The organism is Microbacterium sp. SORGH_AS_0454, from assembly GCF_031453395.1.
GTDB lineage: Bacteria > Actinomycetota > Actinomycetes > Actinomycetales > Microbacteriaceae > Microbacterium.
The window spans coordinates 1,384,923-1,399,920 of sequence record NZ_JAVIYS010000001.1 but is presented as its reverse complement, the minus strand read 5'-3'; the positions used below and the strand labels follow the sequence as shown (position 1 = coordinate 1,399,920).

Here is a 14,998-nt window from a genome sequence, read left to right as displayed (position 1 = left end):
CATGACCCTCACCGCTCCCCCCTCCGTGGCCACGGCCTACCGACTCGACGGCGTCACCCGCACCTACCGCCAACGCGATCGCACGGTGCAGGCACTGGCCGGAGTCGACCTCGAGATCACCGTGGGCGACTTCGTCACCATCCAGGGACCGACCGGCGGCGGCAAGTCGACGCTGCTGCAGATGCTCGGGGCCCTCGACCGGCCCTCGAGCGGGTCGATCGTGCTGGGCGAGCTCGACATCGCGCGGGCGTCGAACGCGCAGCTGGCGAAGCTGCGCGCCGAAGAGATCGGGTTCGTGTTCCAGGGGTTCAACCTCATTCCGACGCTGACCGCGGCCGAGAACGTCGACATGGGCCTCGAGCCCCTCGGTCTGGGCCGCGACGAGCGCCGCAGCCGGGTGACCGAAGCCCTGACCCGCGTGGGCCTCGCCGATCGCGCCGATCACCGCCCCGGCGAGCTCTCGGGCGGTCAGCAGCAGCGCGTCGCGATCGCCCGGGCCGTCGCGAAGCGGCCTCGCGTGCTGCTCGCCGACGAGCCCACCGGCAACCTCGACGAACGCATGCGCGACGAGATCCTCGACGTGCTCGAACAGCTCAACGCCGAGGGGCTGACCCTGGTCGTGGTTACGCACGACTCGGCCGTCGCCCGCCGAGCCCGCCGTCGGCTGCGCCTGGCCCAGGGCACCGTGACCGACATCACCCGCGGCTGAGAGCCCCGTACCGCTCGGATGAGGGTTCGGCGGGGGCGAGCAAGGGCCGCAGGCCCTTCTGGGGGTGTTCGAGGGGCACACGCCCCTCGTCTCAAGTGGGGACTGTGGGGGTGTCATCCACATTGGGTGCGGGCGAGCCGGCGGGAGCTCGGCCGTGCCCATTGTGGGCGCACACCGGCGCCATGGCCTGGGGTCCGTCCATTATGGCGTTGACGGTCAGCGGCCGCTGGAGAGGAACCCGGCGGGCGGTCGAGTTGTGAAGTGGCCCGACACGTACGTCGCGACTGCCAACGCGGCGGTTGGGGGCGTCGGACTAAAGTTTCGTTTTATGAACAAAGTCTGGATCGTCTTCGATGACGAAGGACCCACAGCTGGAATCTTCGGCGTCTTTGACAACGCCGTCGATGCGGAAGAGTACGCCGAAGAAGTGAGCGAGATGTCGCCGACTGGATTGAAGTTCTCCGAGTTTGAAGTCCCGTGGAGAATCACTGACCGTTCAACAACTATCGCGATGTGAGGCAGGTGTCTGCTGCCGATACCAGTGTCGGCAGCAGACACCCTAAGTCAGCTGCAGTTCAGGGTGTATGAACCTGTGGAATCCCTGCCCACAGAGCTCTGGCCGCGCGAATTCGTTCCCGTCCCGATGATGATGATCTGGAAAGCGTTCTGGTCGAGCCCCTTGCAGATGTACTGAACGGAAAGCTGCTGCATGTTTCCCGCCCCGCGGCTCACAAACGGTCCAGCGACCTGAGTCCACTGCGCCCAGCCAACCCTCTTGTAAACATAGCTTTCGAGCTTGGTGGATCTGACGCCGCTGGTGCAGTTGGCCATGCGAGGCTTCCCACCAACGGTGCCGAACCGGTACCCGCTGCCCGAGGTTCGCTTCCACATCTGCCCCGGAACGATGTTGCAGAAGTCGCCAGCGGCCATCGCACGAAACCCGCTGCCCCCGTATGCGCTGATTTCCTGATCGGACATGGTCTTCGGAACGACAGTTGTCGTTGCAGAGGCCGTGCCGAACACGAGTTCGTCCGTTTCGGCGTCGTCCGCATGCGCGGCTCCGGCTGTCAATGAGATGAGCAACGAGACCGTGCAGGCGATCACAGCCAGTTTCTTCTTCACGCTTCCCCCTTGATGAGGTGCGACTCTATGCCGCACATGAACAGAAAAGCGCAATGAGGTTCCGTTTCGCAATCTGTCCAGTAGACCCCAAGAGCGCAAAATCGTGACGTCCGGTAGGCAGTAACGAGCGGTCGTAATGACCGCCAGGCGCGGCGTCAGCGCATGGGAGCGACGACTCCAATCGTGATGCTGCGCGAGAAGACGCAGTCGGTGTCGAAGAGTCCTCGCACGTGGCGGTGACGGTGGGGGCTGCTGGCATATGCCCGAACGCGCCCAGCACCACCGATGAAGAACGAGGGGCCGGCGCGTTCCTCCCCACCGGAACGAACCGACGTGCTGAGGCCACGTAGCGTGCGGGAGGGTGCCATGCCGGCACGGTTGCTCACCTGGTCGTCGTCGGTGCCGTGGCGGGTGAGGGCTTCGTAGAAACGGCGGGCTGTGGGTCCGAGCCCGCCGCGGGTGAAGACATCGTGTCGGCCGGCTTCGAGGCGGCTCTCTTGGTCGTTGAGCAAGGCGGCTCTGGCATCGAGAAGCTGGGCCGGAGGGCGGGCGGTCATGTCGTGAAGTGGCCCGACTTGTTTACCGCTTGTGGAGAACTTCTCCGAGACCCGCCAGACGGCTCCGTCGGCGCCGTCTGCTTCACGGACGCGGGTAATCCATCCGGCGGCCTTGAGGCGACGGACGGAGCGGTCGACGGTGGTGGAGGTGACGCCGGCGAGGGAGCGCAGCGGGGCGGCGACGTCGCGGGCTCCGGAGCGCTGGGATAGCCAGCCGATCGCGATGAGGGTGGTGGAGTCGTGGAGGTCGGCTTCGGTGTGCGTCCACCGGCGCGAGGGGCCGAGAATCGTGGCCGGGACAGTGCCCCGGCAATGATTTCCGGCCCCTCCCGCGGGCGCAGCACGTCAAGGGGCGCGGGGCAGAATCCCGCGGCGGCCTACAGTCGGATGCACGCCGACCGGAGGATGCCATGGCCGCCCGCAACACGCGCCTGATGCGCTGCACGCCCGACGACCTGTTCGCCGTCCTCTCCGACGGGTGGCTGTATCCCGTCTGGGTCGTGGGAGCCGCGCGCATGCGCGACGTGGACGAACAGTGGCCGCGCGAGGGATCGCGCATCCACCACTCGCTGGGAGTCTGGCCCGTGATGATCCACGATCAGACCGAGATCGTGGAGTGGGATCCCCCTCGTCGACTGCGCCTGAGGCCGGAGGCCGGCATCCTGGGTCGAGGGGTCATCCGCATCGACGCCCGCCCCCACGGCGACGGCACGGCGGTGACCATCGTCGAAGAACCGGTGTCCGGGGCCGCGGCGTACCTGCCCGGCCTGTTGTGGAAGCCGATGCTCGTCGCGCGCAACCACGAGTGCCTGAACCGCCTCGCCTTCCTGGCCGAGGGGCGCCGCGCAGAGCGCGAAGCGCGCGAGCTCGACCACCGCACCGAGACGCCGGAACCCGCCGAGGGTACGGCCTCGCCGCAGGCGCAAGAAGACGTCCGCGAAGCGGGGATCTGAGCGGGACTCAGCTCTCGGGGCGGGACTCCGCCCCGGTCGAGCCGGGCTGCTCCGTGCTGTGGTGCAGTTCGTCGATGTAGAGATTCTCTTCATCGGTCGTCCGGTTGCGGTAGGCCGCCCGTCCGACCATGTGCGCGGCGAGGGGCGCCGTCGCGAACTGGATGAGCACGATCGGGATGCCGAAAGCGAGCGCCTCCCACGTGCCCGTCGCTAGCGCGACCGCAGAGACGATGAGAAGCACGCCGAGCACCTGCGGCTTGGTCGCCGCGTGCAGGCGCGTGGGCACATCGCGCCACCGCAGGAGGCCGATGGTCGCGGTGAGGCAGAGGATCGCACCGAGGAGCACGAGGACGAGCGCCACGGTGTCGAGAACGCCGTCGAGGGTCATCTCGGGTTCTCCTTCCGCGCGACGAAGCGGGCCACGGCGATCGAGCCGAACACCCCCACGGCCGCGATGATCAGCATCGCGGGCAGCGAGCGCGTGTGGTGATTGATGACCATGTCGGCGCCCAGGATGCAGAGCACCTCGGTGAGCAGCACGTCGGCGGCGACCGCACGGTCGAGGATCGACGGACCGATCACGAGGCGGATCAGCGCCAGCACCGCGGCGACGGCGAAGACGACGAGGATGACCACGACGAGGATGTTCACAGCAGCGTCCTCCCATCGCGCGGCGTCTCGGCCCCGTGACGGGCATCGACGTCCGCTTCGGCGATCTTGGCGCGCAGCTCCTGCAGCTCTTCCTTCGAGCCCACGGCACGCGTGATGCGGGCTTCCCACCCGAGCACGACGCGGCGCTGGTGCTCGGCATCCGCGTCGCTTCGCACCCCGATGGTGTGCAGGAACAGCGTGCGGTTCTCGCGATCGACGTCGACGATGAGCGAGCCCGGGATGAGCGATGCCGTGACGGCGGTGTGCGCCATGATCACATCGTCGTCCACCCGAAGGGGCACGGCAATGATGGCCGCACCGGGCTGCCGCCGAAAATCGAGCACCTGCCACGCGACGATGAGGGAGCCCTTGATGACGGCGCCGAGGAAGGTGACGACGAAGACGAGGCCGTACCAGAGGTTGATGCGACCCGACAGCTCGACGGGAGGAAGGCGGAAGACGCGGGTGACGAAGACCGCCATGACGAGCCCCGTGAGGAAGGCGAGCCAGGTGAACTGGCCCCACAGCAGCATCCACAGCGCGACCAGCCAGACCAGGAACGGAAGCTGGTGCAGGAAGAGCGACACCTGCGAACGGCGGGACGGGTTCATCTTTGACCCGCCTGTTCCTGGACCTGGACGAGGCTGACCCCGTCGGTGATGTCTACGCCCGCCCGCAAGCACATGTCGAGCAGGGGTCCGGCGAACACGGTGAGCGACACGGTGACGGCGACCATGCCGACGGTGGCGAGCGTCATGATCTTCGGCGTCGTGCGCCGCTCGGTCGAGATGGCGGCGGCGGGCGCGTTGCCGAGGTACGCGATGCGCTCGGTCGTCTCGGCCGAGTCGTCGTCTTCGCGCCAGAACGAGAGGTTCCACGCGCGCATGAGCGCGTACAGCGTGAGGATCGAGGTCACGATACCGCCGACGATCAGGACCATCATCACGGGTGTTCCCACCTGAGCCGCGGCGTCGAACAGCGCGTACTTGCCGATGAAGCCCGAGAACGGAGGCAGGCCGCCCAGGTTGATCGCCGGGATGAAGTAGAGCACCGCCAGCAGTGGCGCCGCGCGCATCAGGCCCTTCACCTTCAGGATCGAGGTACTCCCCGCCCGGCGCTCGATGAGGCCCACCGCGAGGAACAGCGTCGTCTGCACGATGATGTGGTGGACGATGTAGTAGATCGTGGCCCCCACCGCGAGTGGCGTGTTGATCGCCAGACCGAAGATCATGTACCCGATGTGGCTCACCAGCGTGAACGACAGGATGCGCTTGAGCTCGGCCTGCGCGACCGCCCCCAGGATGCCGACGATCATCGTCGACAGCGCGACCATCATCAGCAGGAAGTTGAGGTCGTTGTCGACGAACAGCTGTGTCTCGGTGCGGATGATCGCGTAGACGCCGACCTTGGTCAGCAGGCCCGCGAACACCGCCGTCACCGGCGCGGGAGCCGTCGGGTACGAGTCGGGCAGCCAGAACGACAGCGGGAAGACCGCCGCCTTGATCGCGAAGGCGAGCAGCAGCATGAGGTGCAGGATCGTCTGCGTGTCCTGGGGCAGCAGCGACATCCGCTCGCTGATCTGGACCATGTTGACCGTGCCGAGCGCGCCGTAGACCATCGCGATCGCGGCGAGGAAGAGGATCGACGACACCAGCGACACGACGATGTAGACGACGCCGGTGCGGATGCGCGATTCGGTGCCGCCCAGGGTGATGAGCACGTACGAGGCGACGAGAAGGATCTCGAAACCGACGTACAGGTTGAACAGGTCTCCGGCGATGAAGGCGTTGAAGATGCCCGCGCCGAGGATCAGGTACGCCGGGTAGAAGATCGAGACCGGGGTGTCCTCGTCGTTGTCGGCCGCGCCCTGGCCGATGGAGAACAGCAGGACCGCGAGGAGGACGATGCTCGTGACGACCACCAGCAGGGCCGCGAGCACGTCGACGTAGAGCACGATGCCGAACGGGATGTCCCACGCGGCTATCGCCACCGCGATGGGCCCGCTCGTGTCGACGGTGACGAGCAGGACCGCACCCAGCACGAGGACGGCCGCGAGGGAGGCGACCGACACGACGATCTGCGTCTTCTTGCGTCGTCCGAAGATGAGGTTGATCGCGGCGCCGATGAGCGGAATGCCGACGAGCAGGGGCACGAGGGCGCTCACGAGCGATCACCGTCCTGGGGGTCGCGGGGGGCGTCGAGCGGTGGCTCCGATTCACGCGACACCGCGACCCGGTCGACCGGAGCGTCGTCGACCAGCTGCGAGAGATCGCCCTGGTGCAGCACGCGGATGGGCGAGGCCACATCGCCGACGAAGTCGGTGGTGACGTCTTCGTCGTCGGAACGGGCCTCTTCGTCCATCGCGTCTTCGGGCTCGTCGGCCGCGCGGGTGCGCAGAGCCACGTCATCGGCGTCGTCGATGACCGTGTCGGCCTGACCGAGCTGCCAGGAGCGGTAGATGAGCGCGAGCAGGAACGCCGAGATGCCGAACGTGATGACGATCGCGGTGAGCGTCAGGGCCTGGGGCAGCGCGTCGGACATGTCCGCGGCATCCGTCTGCCCGCCGTCGTAGAAGGGGGCCCGGCCGGGCGCGCCCATGACGATGAGGAGCAGGAGGTTGGCGGCGTTGCCGAGCAGCAGGAAGCCGATCAGCACGCGGGTCAGGCTGCGCTCGAGCATCGCGTACACACCGCACGCGAAGAGTACGGCCATGACGATGACGAGAACGAAGGAGATGGTCATGAGGGCGCCATCTCCGCATCTTCCGGGTGCTGCGACTGCCGGTCGACCTCGGCGCCGAGGCTGCGGAGCACGTCGAGCACCAGACCGATCACCACGAGGTAGACGCCGACGTCGAAGATCGTGCTGGTGACGAACTCCCAGTGCCCGATGATCGGCAGCTCGCCCTCGAAGGTGAAGCTCTGCAGCGGCGCGAACCCGAACACCATCGGCACCAGGGCGCACAGCACGGCGATGGCCATGCCCGCACCGAGCAGGCGTCCCGCGTCGGTCGGCGCGGCGGCGCCGAGCTCCCAGCGGCCGCCGGCGATGTAGCGCATGACCAGGCCCATTCCCGCGACCAGGCCTCCGGCGAAGCCACCGCCGGGCAGGTTGTGGCCGGCGAAGAGCAGGTACAGCGACACGATCATGATCGAGTGGAACAGCACCCGGATGATGATCTCGAGCAGGATCGAACGGTTCTCGGGCTGCACCTTCGAGCCCGAGATCAGCCACGCGCGCGGGGCGCCGGTCTCGCCCACGCGTCGAGCGCGCACGCCGCTGTCGGTCTCGACGAGGGGGCGACGGCGGCCCAGCCCGACGCGAGAGCGCGCGGTGCCCGATCGGCGCGCGAGGTTGTCGCTGCGGTTGGTGATGAAGACGAGGGATGCCACGCCGGTGGCGGCGAGGACCAGCACCGAGAGCTCGCCCATCGTGTCCCAGCCGCGCAGGTCGACCAACGCGACGTTGACGACGTTGCGTCCGTGGCCGATCTCGTAGGCGAGGGGCGGCCACTCGAGGGAGATGGGGAGGTCTTGACGTGCTCCGGTCGCCACGATCGCGACGAGGGCCATGGTGAGCCCCACGCCCGCGCCCAGGATCGCTCGGGCGATCGGGGCCACCGACTCGTTCTGCTCCCCCATGCGGGCGGGGAGGCGCCGCAGCACCAGCGCGAACACGACGAGGGTCACGGTTTCGATGAGCACCTGGGTCAGAGCGAGATCGGGGGCGCCGCTGGTCGCGAAGAGCACCACCATCCCGAGCCCCGTCACCGAGACGAGCGCGACCCCGGTGTAGCGCTTTCGGGCGCGGACGGCCAAGATGCCGGCGGCGATCATGACAGGTGCCGAGATCAGCTGCGCGGGCGACTGCCAGGCGTCGAGCTGCGCGCGCCACTCGCGCGAGGCCAGCAGGGCCGTGCCCTCGGCGACCACGAGCACCACGAAGATCGTGCCGACGTAGAACGGCAGCGAACCGCGCTGGAAGCGGGCGGTCACCCACTCCGAGGTGTGGTCGATCGCGCGGAGGGTGCCGTTGTACGCGTCGTTGGCCGTGAAGGGCAGCACACGAGGACGCTTGTGCAGCTGTGTCTTACGCACCACCCAGAACACGCCCGCGCCCAGCGCCAGGGTGCCGAGCGAGATGAACAGCGCCGGCTCGAGTCCGTGCCAGAGGGCGAGGTGGTACGGATACTCGGGCGAATCGACCCCGGCCGTCGCCTCGGGGAGTCCGTCGGCGTAGGGAGCGAGCCAGTGGTCGACGATCGGCGCGAGGAACCCGAGGGCCAGCGTGGTCGCCGACAGCAGCACGGGAGCCGACAAGAACCCGATGGGCGGGTCCGGCCACTCGGTCGTCTCGACGTCGCGCTTGGTCCCGTACGCACCCCAGAGGAATCGGATGCCGTAAGCCGCCGTGAGCGCGGAGCCCAGGACGATGCCGACCAGGGCGACGATCCCCCACACCGCTCCCCCCTCGGCCTCGTGCAGCAGAGCGGTCAGCGCCGTCTCTTTCGCGACGAATCCGAGGGTGGGGATGACACCCGCCATGGAGAAGATCGCGACGAACGACGCCGTGGCCATGACGGGCGCCTGGCGGCCGAGGCCGGAGAGCTGGCCGATGTCACGGGTGTTGAGCTGGCGGTCGATGACGCCGACGACGAGGAAGAGGCACGACTTGAACAGGGCGTGGCTGAGCAGGAGCGCGACGCCGGCGAGAGCGGCATCTCTCGTTCCGTATCCCAGCATCACCGTGAGAAAGCCCAGCTGACTCACCGTGCCGAAGGCGAGGATGCGCTTGAGGTCGCGTTCGCGCAGTGCCTGGAAACCACCGAGCAACATGGTGAAGACCCCGAGCGCGATGAGGGTCGGTCGCCAGAACGGGGTGTCGGCGAAGCCGGGGGCGAGACGGGCGATCAGGTAGATGCCGGCCTTCACCATGGCCGCAGCGTGCAGGTACGCGCTGACCGGGGTGGGCGCGGCCATGGCGCCGGGGAGCCAGAAGTGGAACGGGAAGATCGCGGACTTGCTCAGGGCGCCGACCAGCAGCAGCAGGACCGCGATGTCGACGACCGCGCCCGTGGGCGGGTCGGCGAGGATCGCCGACAGGCTGGACGTGCCCGACTGGACCACCATGAGCACCACGCCGATGAGCATGACGAGCCCACCGAGGGTCGTGACGAGCAGCGCCTGCAGCGCGGCACGGCGACTCGCGGAACGGCTGTGGTAGTAACCGATCAGCAGGTACGACAGGACGCTCGTGGCCTCCCACAGCATCACCAGGACGACGAGATCGTCGGTGAGGACCAAGCCGTACATCGCACCGGCGAACCCGAGCAGGACCGCCGAGAACTGCCCCACGCCCCGCGTCTTGCCGCGGAAGTACCAGCGGCAGTAGAGCATGACGAGCGCCCCGACGCCGGTGACCACCAGGGTGAGGAGCCACCCCAGCACATCCATGCGCATCGACAGCGACACGTTCAGCGCGGGGATCCACCGGTATTCCTCGAAAGGAATATCGCCCGAGAAGACCGCGGGGGCAAGGACCACGGCGTGGGCGAAGGCAAGGGCGGGGAGCACCGCGGCGACGTAGAACGCGCGGGCGCCGATGCGCGAGACGAGCCACGGCAGAAGAAGGGGGACGGCCGCGAAGGCGCCGAGGAAGATCAGCACGGTCGGGCCTCCTCGGGGTCGACGGGCGGATGCCCGGGCTCTCGGGGTGTCGTGACTATTCTATGCGGAGCATGGGAGTCCCAGCATCCGCGGCGTCATGTGGTACGCGGCGGGCCGGTCGTCGTTCCCTCTCGGAAGGCGCACCGCAGGTCGAGCCCTGAGGGCGTCTCGTCCTCGAGCATCGCCGCCACGGCCTCACCGGCAGCGCGGCCCTTCGCGGTGGCGGGCTGCACCAGGGTGGTCAGCACGTGCGGGGCGAGGCCGTCGACGACGACCCCGTCGAACCCGGTCACGCTCACGTCGTCGGGCACTCGCAGACCCGCTTCCTCGGCGGCGCGGATGACCCCGGCCGCGAGCAGGTCGCTCTGGGCGATGACCGCCGTCGGGCGGTGGTCGGGATCGGCGAAGATCGCTCGACCGGCGATGCTCCCCTCGTCGATCGAGCTGGTGGCGGCGGCCACGGCGGGAGCGTCGGGGAACACCTCCCGGGCCCCGGTCAGCCGGTCGGCGGTGACGTCGACCCGGACGACGGCGTCGTCGGAGATCCAGCCGCGGCGCCGAGCCGTGTCGGTGGGCAGGGTGACGATCACCACGTCTCGGTGACCGAGCGCCTCGAGGTGGCGCGCGGCCTCGCGCTGCGCTTCGGTGTTGTCGAGCAGCACCTGGGGCACGCCCTCGCCCGCATCGCCCTCGACCACGACGACCGGGATGCCGCGGCCCTTCACGATCTCGAGGGAGTCGCGCATGCGCGGGCTGCAGCCGATCAGCACCGCGGCGTCGATGGGAGCGGTGTGCAGCGAGGGTTCGCTCACCGTCTCGCCGTCGTCGCGAAGCAGCAGCAGCGCCGCCCCCAGGCGGGAGACGCCGTCGGCCAGACCGTCCATCATGTGGGTCGTGACCGGGTCGAGGAACGCCGTGCCGAGGTGCTGGTCGAAGACCACGCCCACGATGCCGGAGCGTCCACGACGAAGGGACGCGGCGCGCGGGTCGGGCCCGGTGTACCCGAGGCTCTCGGCCGCCGCGAGCACTCGCGCGCGGGTCGCCTGCGAAGTCGGCGTCTTGCCGCTGAAGACGACGGACGCGGTCGACGCCGAGACGCCGGCCTCTCGGGCGACGTCGCTGATGGTCGCGCGACGGTTGCTCACGGGCCGATCGTACTCGCCGACGCGGGCGTCGCCGAATCGATTCGATGCGTGTCGAATCGATTCGGTACAGTGGCCGCATGCACTCGACGCTCACCCGGTCCCAGCTCGTCCGCTGGCACATCGCGATCTGCGCCATCTTCCTCGCGAGCGGGCTGAGCATCTCGACGTGGGCGTCGCGGGTACCCGCCATCCGCGAATCGCTCGGCATCGAGAACTCCGGCGTCGGGCTGCTCCTGCTCGGCATGGGCGTGGCATCCATCATCGGTCTCTCGATCGCGCCGGCTGTCATGGCCCGCATCGGCGCGCGCACCGGCATGCTCGTCGCCCTGTTGCTCGTCGGCATCGGCCTCATGATCATCGGCTTCGGGGCCGACTCGCTGCAGTTGTTCGGGGTCGCCCTCGTGGGCCTCGCCCTGTTCGGGTTCGGCAACGGCACGGTCGACGTGATGATGAACGTCGAGGGAGCAGCGCTCGAGAAGGCCACCCGGCGCACGATCATGCCGCTGCTGCACGCCTTCTTCAGCTTCGGCACCGTCATCGGCGCGGGTCTGGGATTCGTCGCCGTCAGCCTGGGCATCCCCGTGGTCGCGCACTGCGCGGCGATGGGCGTGGTCATCATCGTGATGGCCTTCGTGTCGGTGGCCAACGTGCCGCGGGCCGAGGTCGCGATGGACGCCCCCGCCGCCGAGGAGCGCGCCCACTGGCGCGAGCGTCTCGCCGTCTCGCTGCAGGCCTGGCGCGAGCCGCGCACGTACACGCTCGGGGTGATCATGCTGGGCATGGCGTTCGCCGAAGGCAGCGCCAACGACTGGCTCCCCTCGGCCGTGGTCTACGGCCACGGAGCCCCCGAAGAAGCGGGGCCGGCCGTGCTCGCGGTGTTCTCGGTCGCGATGACCGTGGGCCGCATCGCCGGGGGCCCCGTCGTCGACCGCCTCGGCCGTGTGCTCGTGCTGCGGGTGCTCGCCGGCACCGCCGCCGCGGGTTTGTTGCTGTTCATCCTCGCGCCCTACGGTCCCCTCGTCTTCGTGGGTGCGGCTCTGTGGGGCCTCGGTGCCTCGCTCGGGTTCCCGATCGGCATGTCGGCCGCCGCCGACGACCCCGCCAAGGCCGCCTCCCGCGTGGCCGCCGCGGCGACCATCGGCTACGTGGCGTTCCTGTGCGGCCCCCCGATCCTCGGGTGGATCGGCGACCACATCGGCCTGCTCAACACGCTGCTCATCGTGGTCGGGCTCATCGTGGCATCCGGTCTCTTCTCGGGCGCGGCCAAGCCGCTCGCCGTCGAGAGCGAGCGGGCCGCCGAGCCGGCGCGGCGCGATTAGGCGCCACGGCCCCCAGCGGCCGCTGCTGCGTCGATGACTCCGGCCACCTCGACGCGCATCCCGCCGTCGCGACGACGGCGCGGAACACTCGGGGTGACGCGACCCGTCGGACGGGCTATCCGGGGACGGCGGCGCACCGCATCCACGGCACCCTCTCTCGACGGCGGTGTGACGATCGTCTCGAGTTGCGACAATGGAGTCGTGCGCCTCGTCATTGCTCGTTGCTCCGTCGACTACACCGGTCGCCTGAAGACACATCTCCCCCTCGCGACCCGACTCATCATGGTCAAGGCCGACGGTACCGTCGCGTTCCATCGCGACGTCCAACACGCGCCCCTGAACTGGATGAGCCCGCCGTGTTCGCTCACCCTCGAGCAGCCCGACGAGGCCGACATCGAAGACGGCGTGATCGAACGCTGGCGCGTGACGCACGCGAAGAGCGGCGACGCACTGCTGGTGCGCATCCACGAGGTCATGCACGACACCGCCCACGACCTGGGCCTCGACCCCGGGCTCATCAAGGACGGCGTCGAGGCCGATCTGCAGCGTCTGCTCGCCGAGCAGGTGTCGGTGGTGGGTGAGAACCTCACGCTCGTGCGCCGTGAGTACCCCACCGCGATCGGCCCGGTCGATCTGCTGCTGCGCAACGACGACGGCCACGGCACCGTCGCGATCGAGGTCAAGCGTCGCGGCGACATCGACGGCGTCGAGCAGCTCACCCGCTACCTCGAGCTGCTCAACCGCGATCCCCTGCTCGCCCCGGTCACCGGCGTCTACGCCGCGCAAGAGATCAAGCCCCAAGCGCGCGTGCTCGCCACCGACCGCGGCATCCGGTGCCTCGTCCTCGATTACGACGAGATGAAGGGCGTGCAGTCGGGCGCCCCGCGGCTCTTCTGACGCGGCGAGCGCCGCGCGCGGGCAGCGCCGGTAGCGTGGACGCATGCCTGCACGCTCTCCCTTCTCCTGCGTCCTGTGGGACGTCGACGGAACCCTCGTCGACGCATCGGAGGGCATCCTCCGCCGGTTGACGATCACACTCGAGCACTTCGGACGCACGCCCCCGGTGCGCGGAGAGCTGTCGCATTGGATCGGTCCGCCGATGTTCGAGTCGTTCCAGGTGAACGTGGGGATGACTCCCGAGCAGGCGACCGAAGCCGTCACCTTCTACCGCGGGCTGAACAAGAGCGAGGGCTACACGGTGAGCGCGCGCCTGTATCCGGGCGTCGAACAGCTCGTGCACGACCTGCACGCGGCGGGCATCCCGCAGTCGACGGCGAGCTCCAAGCCCGAGGTACAGGTGGTCGCCCTCATGGACCACTTCGGCCTCGCTCCGTCACTCGAGGCCATGGTCGGAGCCACCCTCGACGAGCGCACCCTGAGCACGAAGGCCGACGTCGTGCGCGAGGCGCTGCGCCGTCTCGAAGCCGCCGGGGCCGACACCTCACGCCCCGTCCTCATCGGCGATCGACACCACGACGTCGAGGGAGGGGCGGATGCCGGGGTGCCGGTGATCTTCGTCCGGTGGGGCTTCAGCTGGCCCCACGAGGCGGACGGCGCGCAAGCCGCCGTCGACGACATCGACGAACTGCGTGCTCTTCTGCTGATCGACGACTCGTCGGGACCGGACGCCTCCGTCGGTGTCTGAACTCGAGGGGGTTGCCCCCGCGGCGATCGCCCTGCTGGCGGCCGCAGTCACCGTGGCGGCCATCGTCATCGCCGTGCGGCTCCGGCGCAGATCGCCCCGTGCTCGCGCCGCGGCCGCCCAGTCCGTGAGCGATGCCGCCGAGGCGCTGCTTCGCCTCGACGACGCCGTCATCGCACTGGAGCTGGCCTTCCGGGCCGCGGACGCGGTAGATGCCATCGACGAACCGACCGAGCTCCACCGCGCCCGGGCCGCCGCCCTCCGCACGCGCGATCGCGGGTTCGCCGACCTCTCGCGCCTCGAGACCGACACCGGTCTCGCTGTCCGGCGACGCGACGAGGCCCGCCGGTTGCGCGCCCAGCTGGACGACCAGAGCGAACGCGTCGCTCGCACCCGCACGCAGCTCGAGGAGTGGGCACGCACGCACCGGAGCGCGGCCGCGCTCCTGGCCGCCGCCCGCGGCCGCCGCGCACGACTGATCGAGACGACGGGCGATCCCGAGCCGCTCCTCTTCGTGCTGCGCGAACGTTTCGCCCCCGAAGACCGCGACGATGCCGAGGCGGCCGGGCGGGCGGCATCCGACGCGCTCCGCGACGCCGACGACGCCATCGAGCGCGCCGCCTCCGAGCCGGACGGCCGCCACCTCTTCGACGCCTCCGCCGCCCTCGCCCGCGCCGAAAGACAGCTGCGCGCCGTCGAGGACGCGCACCGGGTCGCGATGCAGGCCGCCGAGAACGCGGCGGCCGAGATCACCGCGGCGCGCGCCGAGATCGCGGCAGCGACGCAACTGGCGTCTCGCCGGCCCGCCGAGGCGGCACCCGACGCCGCTGAGCGCTTGGACGCCGCCGCACGAGACCTCGAAGCCGCGGCGACCGACACGGCCCGGCGACCCCGGCGCGCCATCGCGATCGTGGCCCGGGTGCGCGAGCGAAGAGACGAGGCGCTGAGCGAGGCGATGACCCCGCGGCAACGCCTCGAAGCCGCGCGCGCCGCTCTGCCGGGAACCCTGGCCTGCGCCCGCGCCGCCCTCGCCGTCGCCGACGCGCGCGACTCCGAGGCCCCGATCGCCGATCGTCTCCGGCTCGAAGACGCCCGCCGTCACCTCGCCGCCGCCCGCGCAGCGACCGATGCCGAGCAGGCTCTCGCCCACGCACGCGCCGCGTGGCACTCGGTGTCCCGGCAGAGCTGACCACCGACCCCGGTCCGCCGTCGCGCGACCCCCGTGCCCTATCGT

General features: G+C 69.5%; 16 protein-coding genes. 7 read left to right on the top strand and 9 right to left on the bottom strand.

What is annotated here, in order from left to right:
* Position 1: 1 nt before the first annotated feature.
* Together QE454_RS06470 and QE454_RS06465 are read left to right on the top strand one after the other, a co-directional pair.
* Complete coding sequence (locus tag QE454_RS06470; RefSeq protein WP_210075644.1) at positions 2–709, top strand: ABC transporter ATP-binding protein; 708 nt, start codon at positions 2–4, stop codon at positions 707–709.
* Between the two features lie 328 nt (positions 710–1,037).
* A complete protein-coding gene (locus tag QE454_RS06465; RefSeq protein ID WP_210075642.1) occupies positions 1,038–1,226 on the top strand; it encodes a hypothetical protein in 189 nt (62 codons plus the stop codon).
* Between the two features lie 47 nt (positions 1,227–1,273).
* Here the strand turns inward: QE454_RS06465 and QE454_RS06460 are convergent, their stop codons facing one another.
* Both QE454_RS06460 and QE454_RS06455 read right to left on the bottom strand, forming a co-directional pair.
* Entirely contained in the window at positions 1,274–1,831 is a 558-nt protein-coding gene (locus QE454_RS06460) for a hypothetical protein (protein ID WP_307456850.1), read from the bottom strand.
* Positions 1,832–1,986: 155 nt separating this feature from the next.
* Positions 1,987–2,388, bottom strand: coding sequence for a hypothetical protein (locus QE454_RS06455; protein ID WP_210075638.1), 402 nt, complete (start codon positions 2,386–2,388; stop codon positions 1,987–1,989).
* A 410-nt stretch (positions 2,389–2,798) separates the two neighbouring features.
* Between QE454_RS06455 and QE454_RS06450 the strand changes: the two genes are divergently transcribed.
* On the top strand, positions 2,799–3,341 hold the full coding sequence (locus QE454_RS06450; RefSeq protein ID WP_115916372.1) for an SRPBCC domain-containing protein: 543 nt from the start codon (positions 2,799–2,801) through the stop codon (positions 3,339–3,341).
* Positions 3,342–3,348: 7 nt separating this feature from the next.
* On the opposite strand, the gene mnhG is transcribed toward QE454_RS06450, so the two are convergent.
* From mnhG to QE454_RS06415, 7 genes are all read right to left on the bottom strand, one after another.
* Complete coding sequence (gene mnhG / locus QE454_RS06445; RefSeq protein WP_115916374.1) at positions 3,349–3,729, bottom strand: monovalent cation/H(+) antiporter subunit G; 381 nt, start codon at positions 3,727–3,729, stop codon at positions 3,349–3,351.
* A complete protein-coding gene (locus QE454_RS06440; protein ID WP_103207366.1) occupies positions 3,726–3,992 on the bottom strand; it encodes a monovalent cation/H+ antiporter complex subunit F in 267 nt (88 codons plus the stop codon). The genes mnhG and QE454_RS06440 overlap by 4 nt, the downstream gene beginning before the upstream one ends.
* Complete coding sequence (locus tag QE454_RS06435) at positions 3,989–4,603, bottom strand: Na+/H+ antiporter subunit E (RefSeq protein WP_210075634.1); 615 nt, start codon at positions 4,601–4,603, stop codon at positions 3,989–3,991. Before QE454_RS06435 ends, QE454_RS06440 begins: the two co-directional genes overlap by 4 nt.
* On the bottom strand, positions 4,600–6,156 hold the full coding sequence (locus QE454_RS06430; RefSeq protein ID WP_115916378.1) for a Na+/H+ antiporter subunit D: 1,557 nt from the start codon (positions 6,154–6,156) through the stop codon (positions 4,600–4,602). The genes QE454_RS06435 and QE454_RS06430 overlap by 4 nt, the downstream gene beginning before the upstream one ends.
* On the bottom strand, positions 6,153–6,734 hold the full coding sequence (locus QE454_RS06425; RefSeq protein ID WP_210075632.1) for a Na(+)/H(+) antiporter subunit C: 582 nt from the start codon (positions 6,732–6,734) through the stop codon (positions 6,153–6,155). The genes QE454_RS06430 and QE454_RS06425 overlap by 4 nt, the downstream gene beginning before the upstream one ends.
* Positions 6,731–9,658 carry a Na+/H+ antiporter subunit A gene (locus QE454_RS06420; RefSeq protein WP_210075630.1) on the bottom strand — a complete coding sequence of 976 codons (2,928 nt, stop codon included), beginning with the start codon at positions 9,656–9,658 and terminating at the stop codon, positions 6,731–6,733. The genes QE454_RS06425 and QE454_RS06420 overlap by 4 nt, the downstream gene beginning before the upstream one ends.
* Positions 9,659–9,753: 95 nt before the next feature.
* Positions 9,754–10,803: a LacI family DNA-binding transcriptional regulator gene (locus QE454_RS06415; RefSeq protein ID WP_307456855.1), complete on the bottom strand. Its 1,050-nt coding sequence runs from the start codon at positions 10,801–10,803 to the stop codon at positions 9,754–9,756.
* Between the two features lie 77 nt (positions 10,804–10,880).
* Between QE454_RS06415 and QE454_RS06410 the strand changes: the two genes are divergently transcribed.
* The 4 genes from QE454_RS06410 to QE454_RS06395 all read left to right on the top strand — a co-directional run bounded on the left by QE454_RS06410 (position 10,881) and on the right by QE454_RS06395 (position 14,953).
* Positions 10,881–12,122 carry a sugar MFS transporter gene (locus tag QE454_RS06410; protein ID WP_307456857.1) on the top strand — a complete coding sequence of 414 codons (1,242 nt, stop codon included), beginning with the start codon at positions 10,881–10,883 and terminating at the stop codon, positions 12,120–12,122.
* A gap of 201 nt (positions 12,123–12,323) precedes the next feature.
* Positions 12,324–13,019, top strand: coding sequence for an endonuclease NucS (gene nucS / locus QE454_RS06405; RefSeq protein ID WP_103208530.1), 696 nt, complete (start codon positions 12,324–12,326; stop codon positions 13,017–13,019).
* A 43-nt stretch (positions 13,020–13,062) separates the two neighbouring features.
* Positions 13,063–13,767 (top strand): HAD hydrolase-like protein, encoded by a 705-nt coding sequence (locus QE454_RS06400; protein ID WP_210075624.1) that lies wholly within the window; start codon positions 13,063–13,065, stop codon positions 13,765–13,767.
* Positions 13,760–14,953, top strand: coding sequence for a hypothetical protein (locus QE454_RS06395; protein WP_307456864.1), 1,194 nt, complete (start codon positions 13,760–13,762; stop codon positions 14,951–14,953). The genes QE454_RS06400 and QE454_RS06395 overlap by 8 nt, the downstream gene beginning before the upstream one ends.
* Positions 14,954–14,998 lie beyond the last annotated feature (45 nt).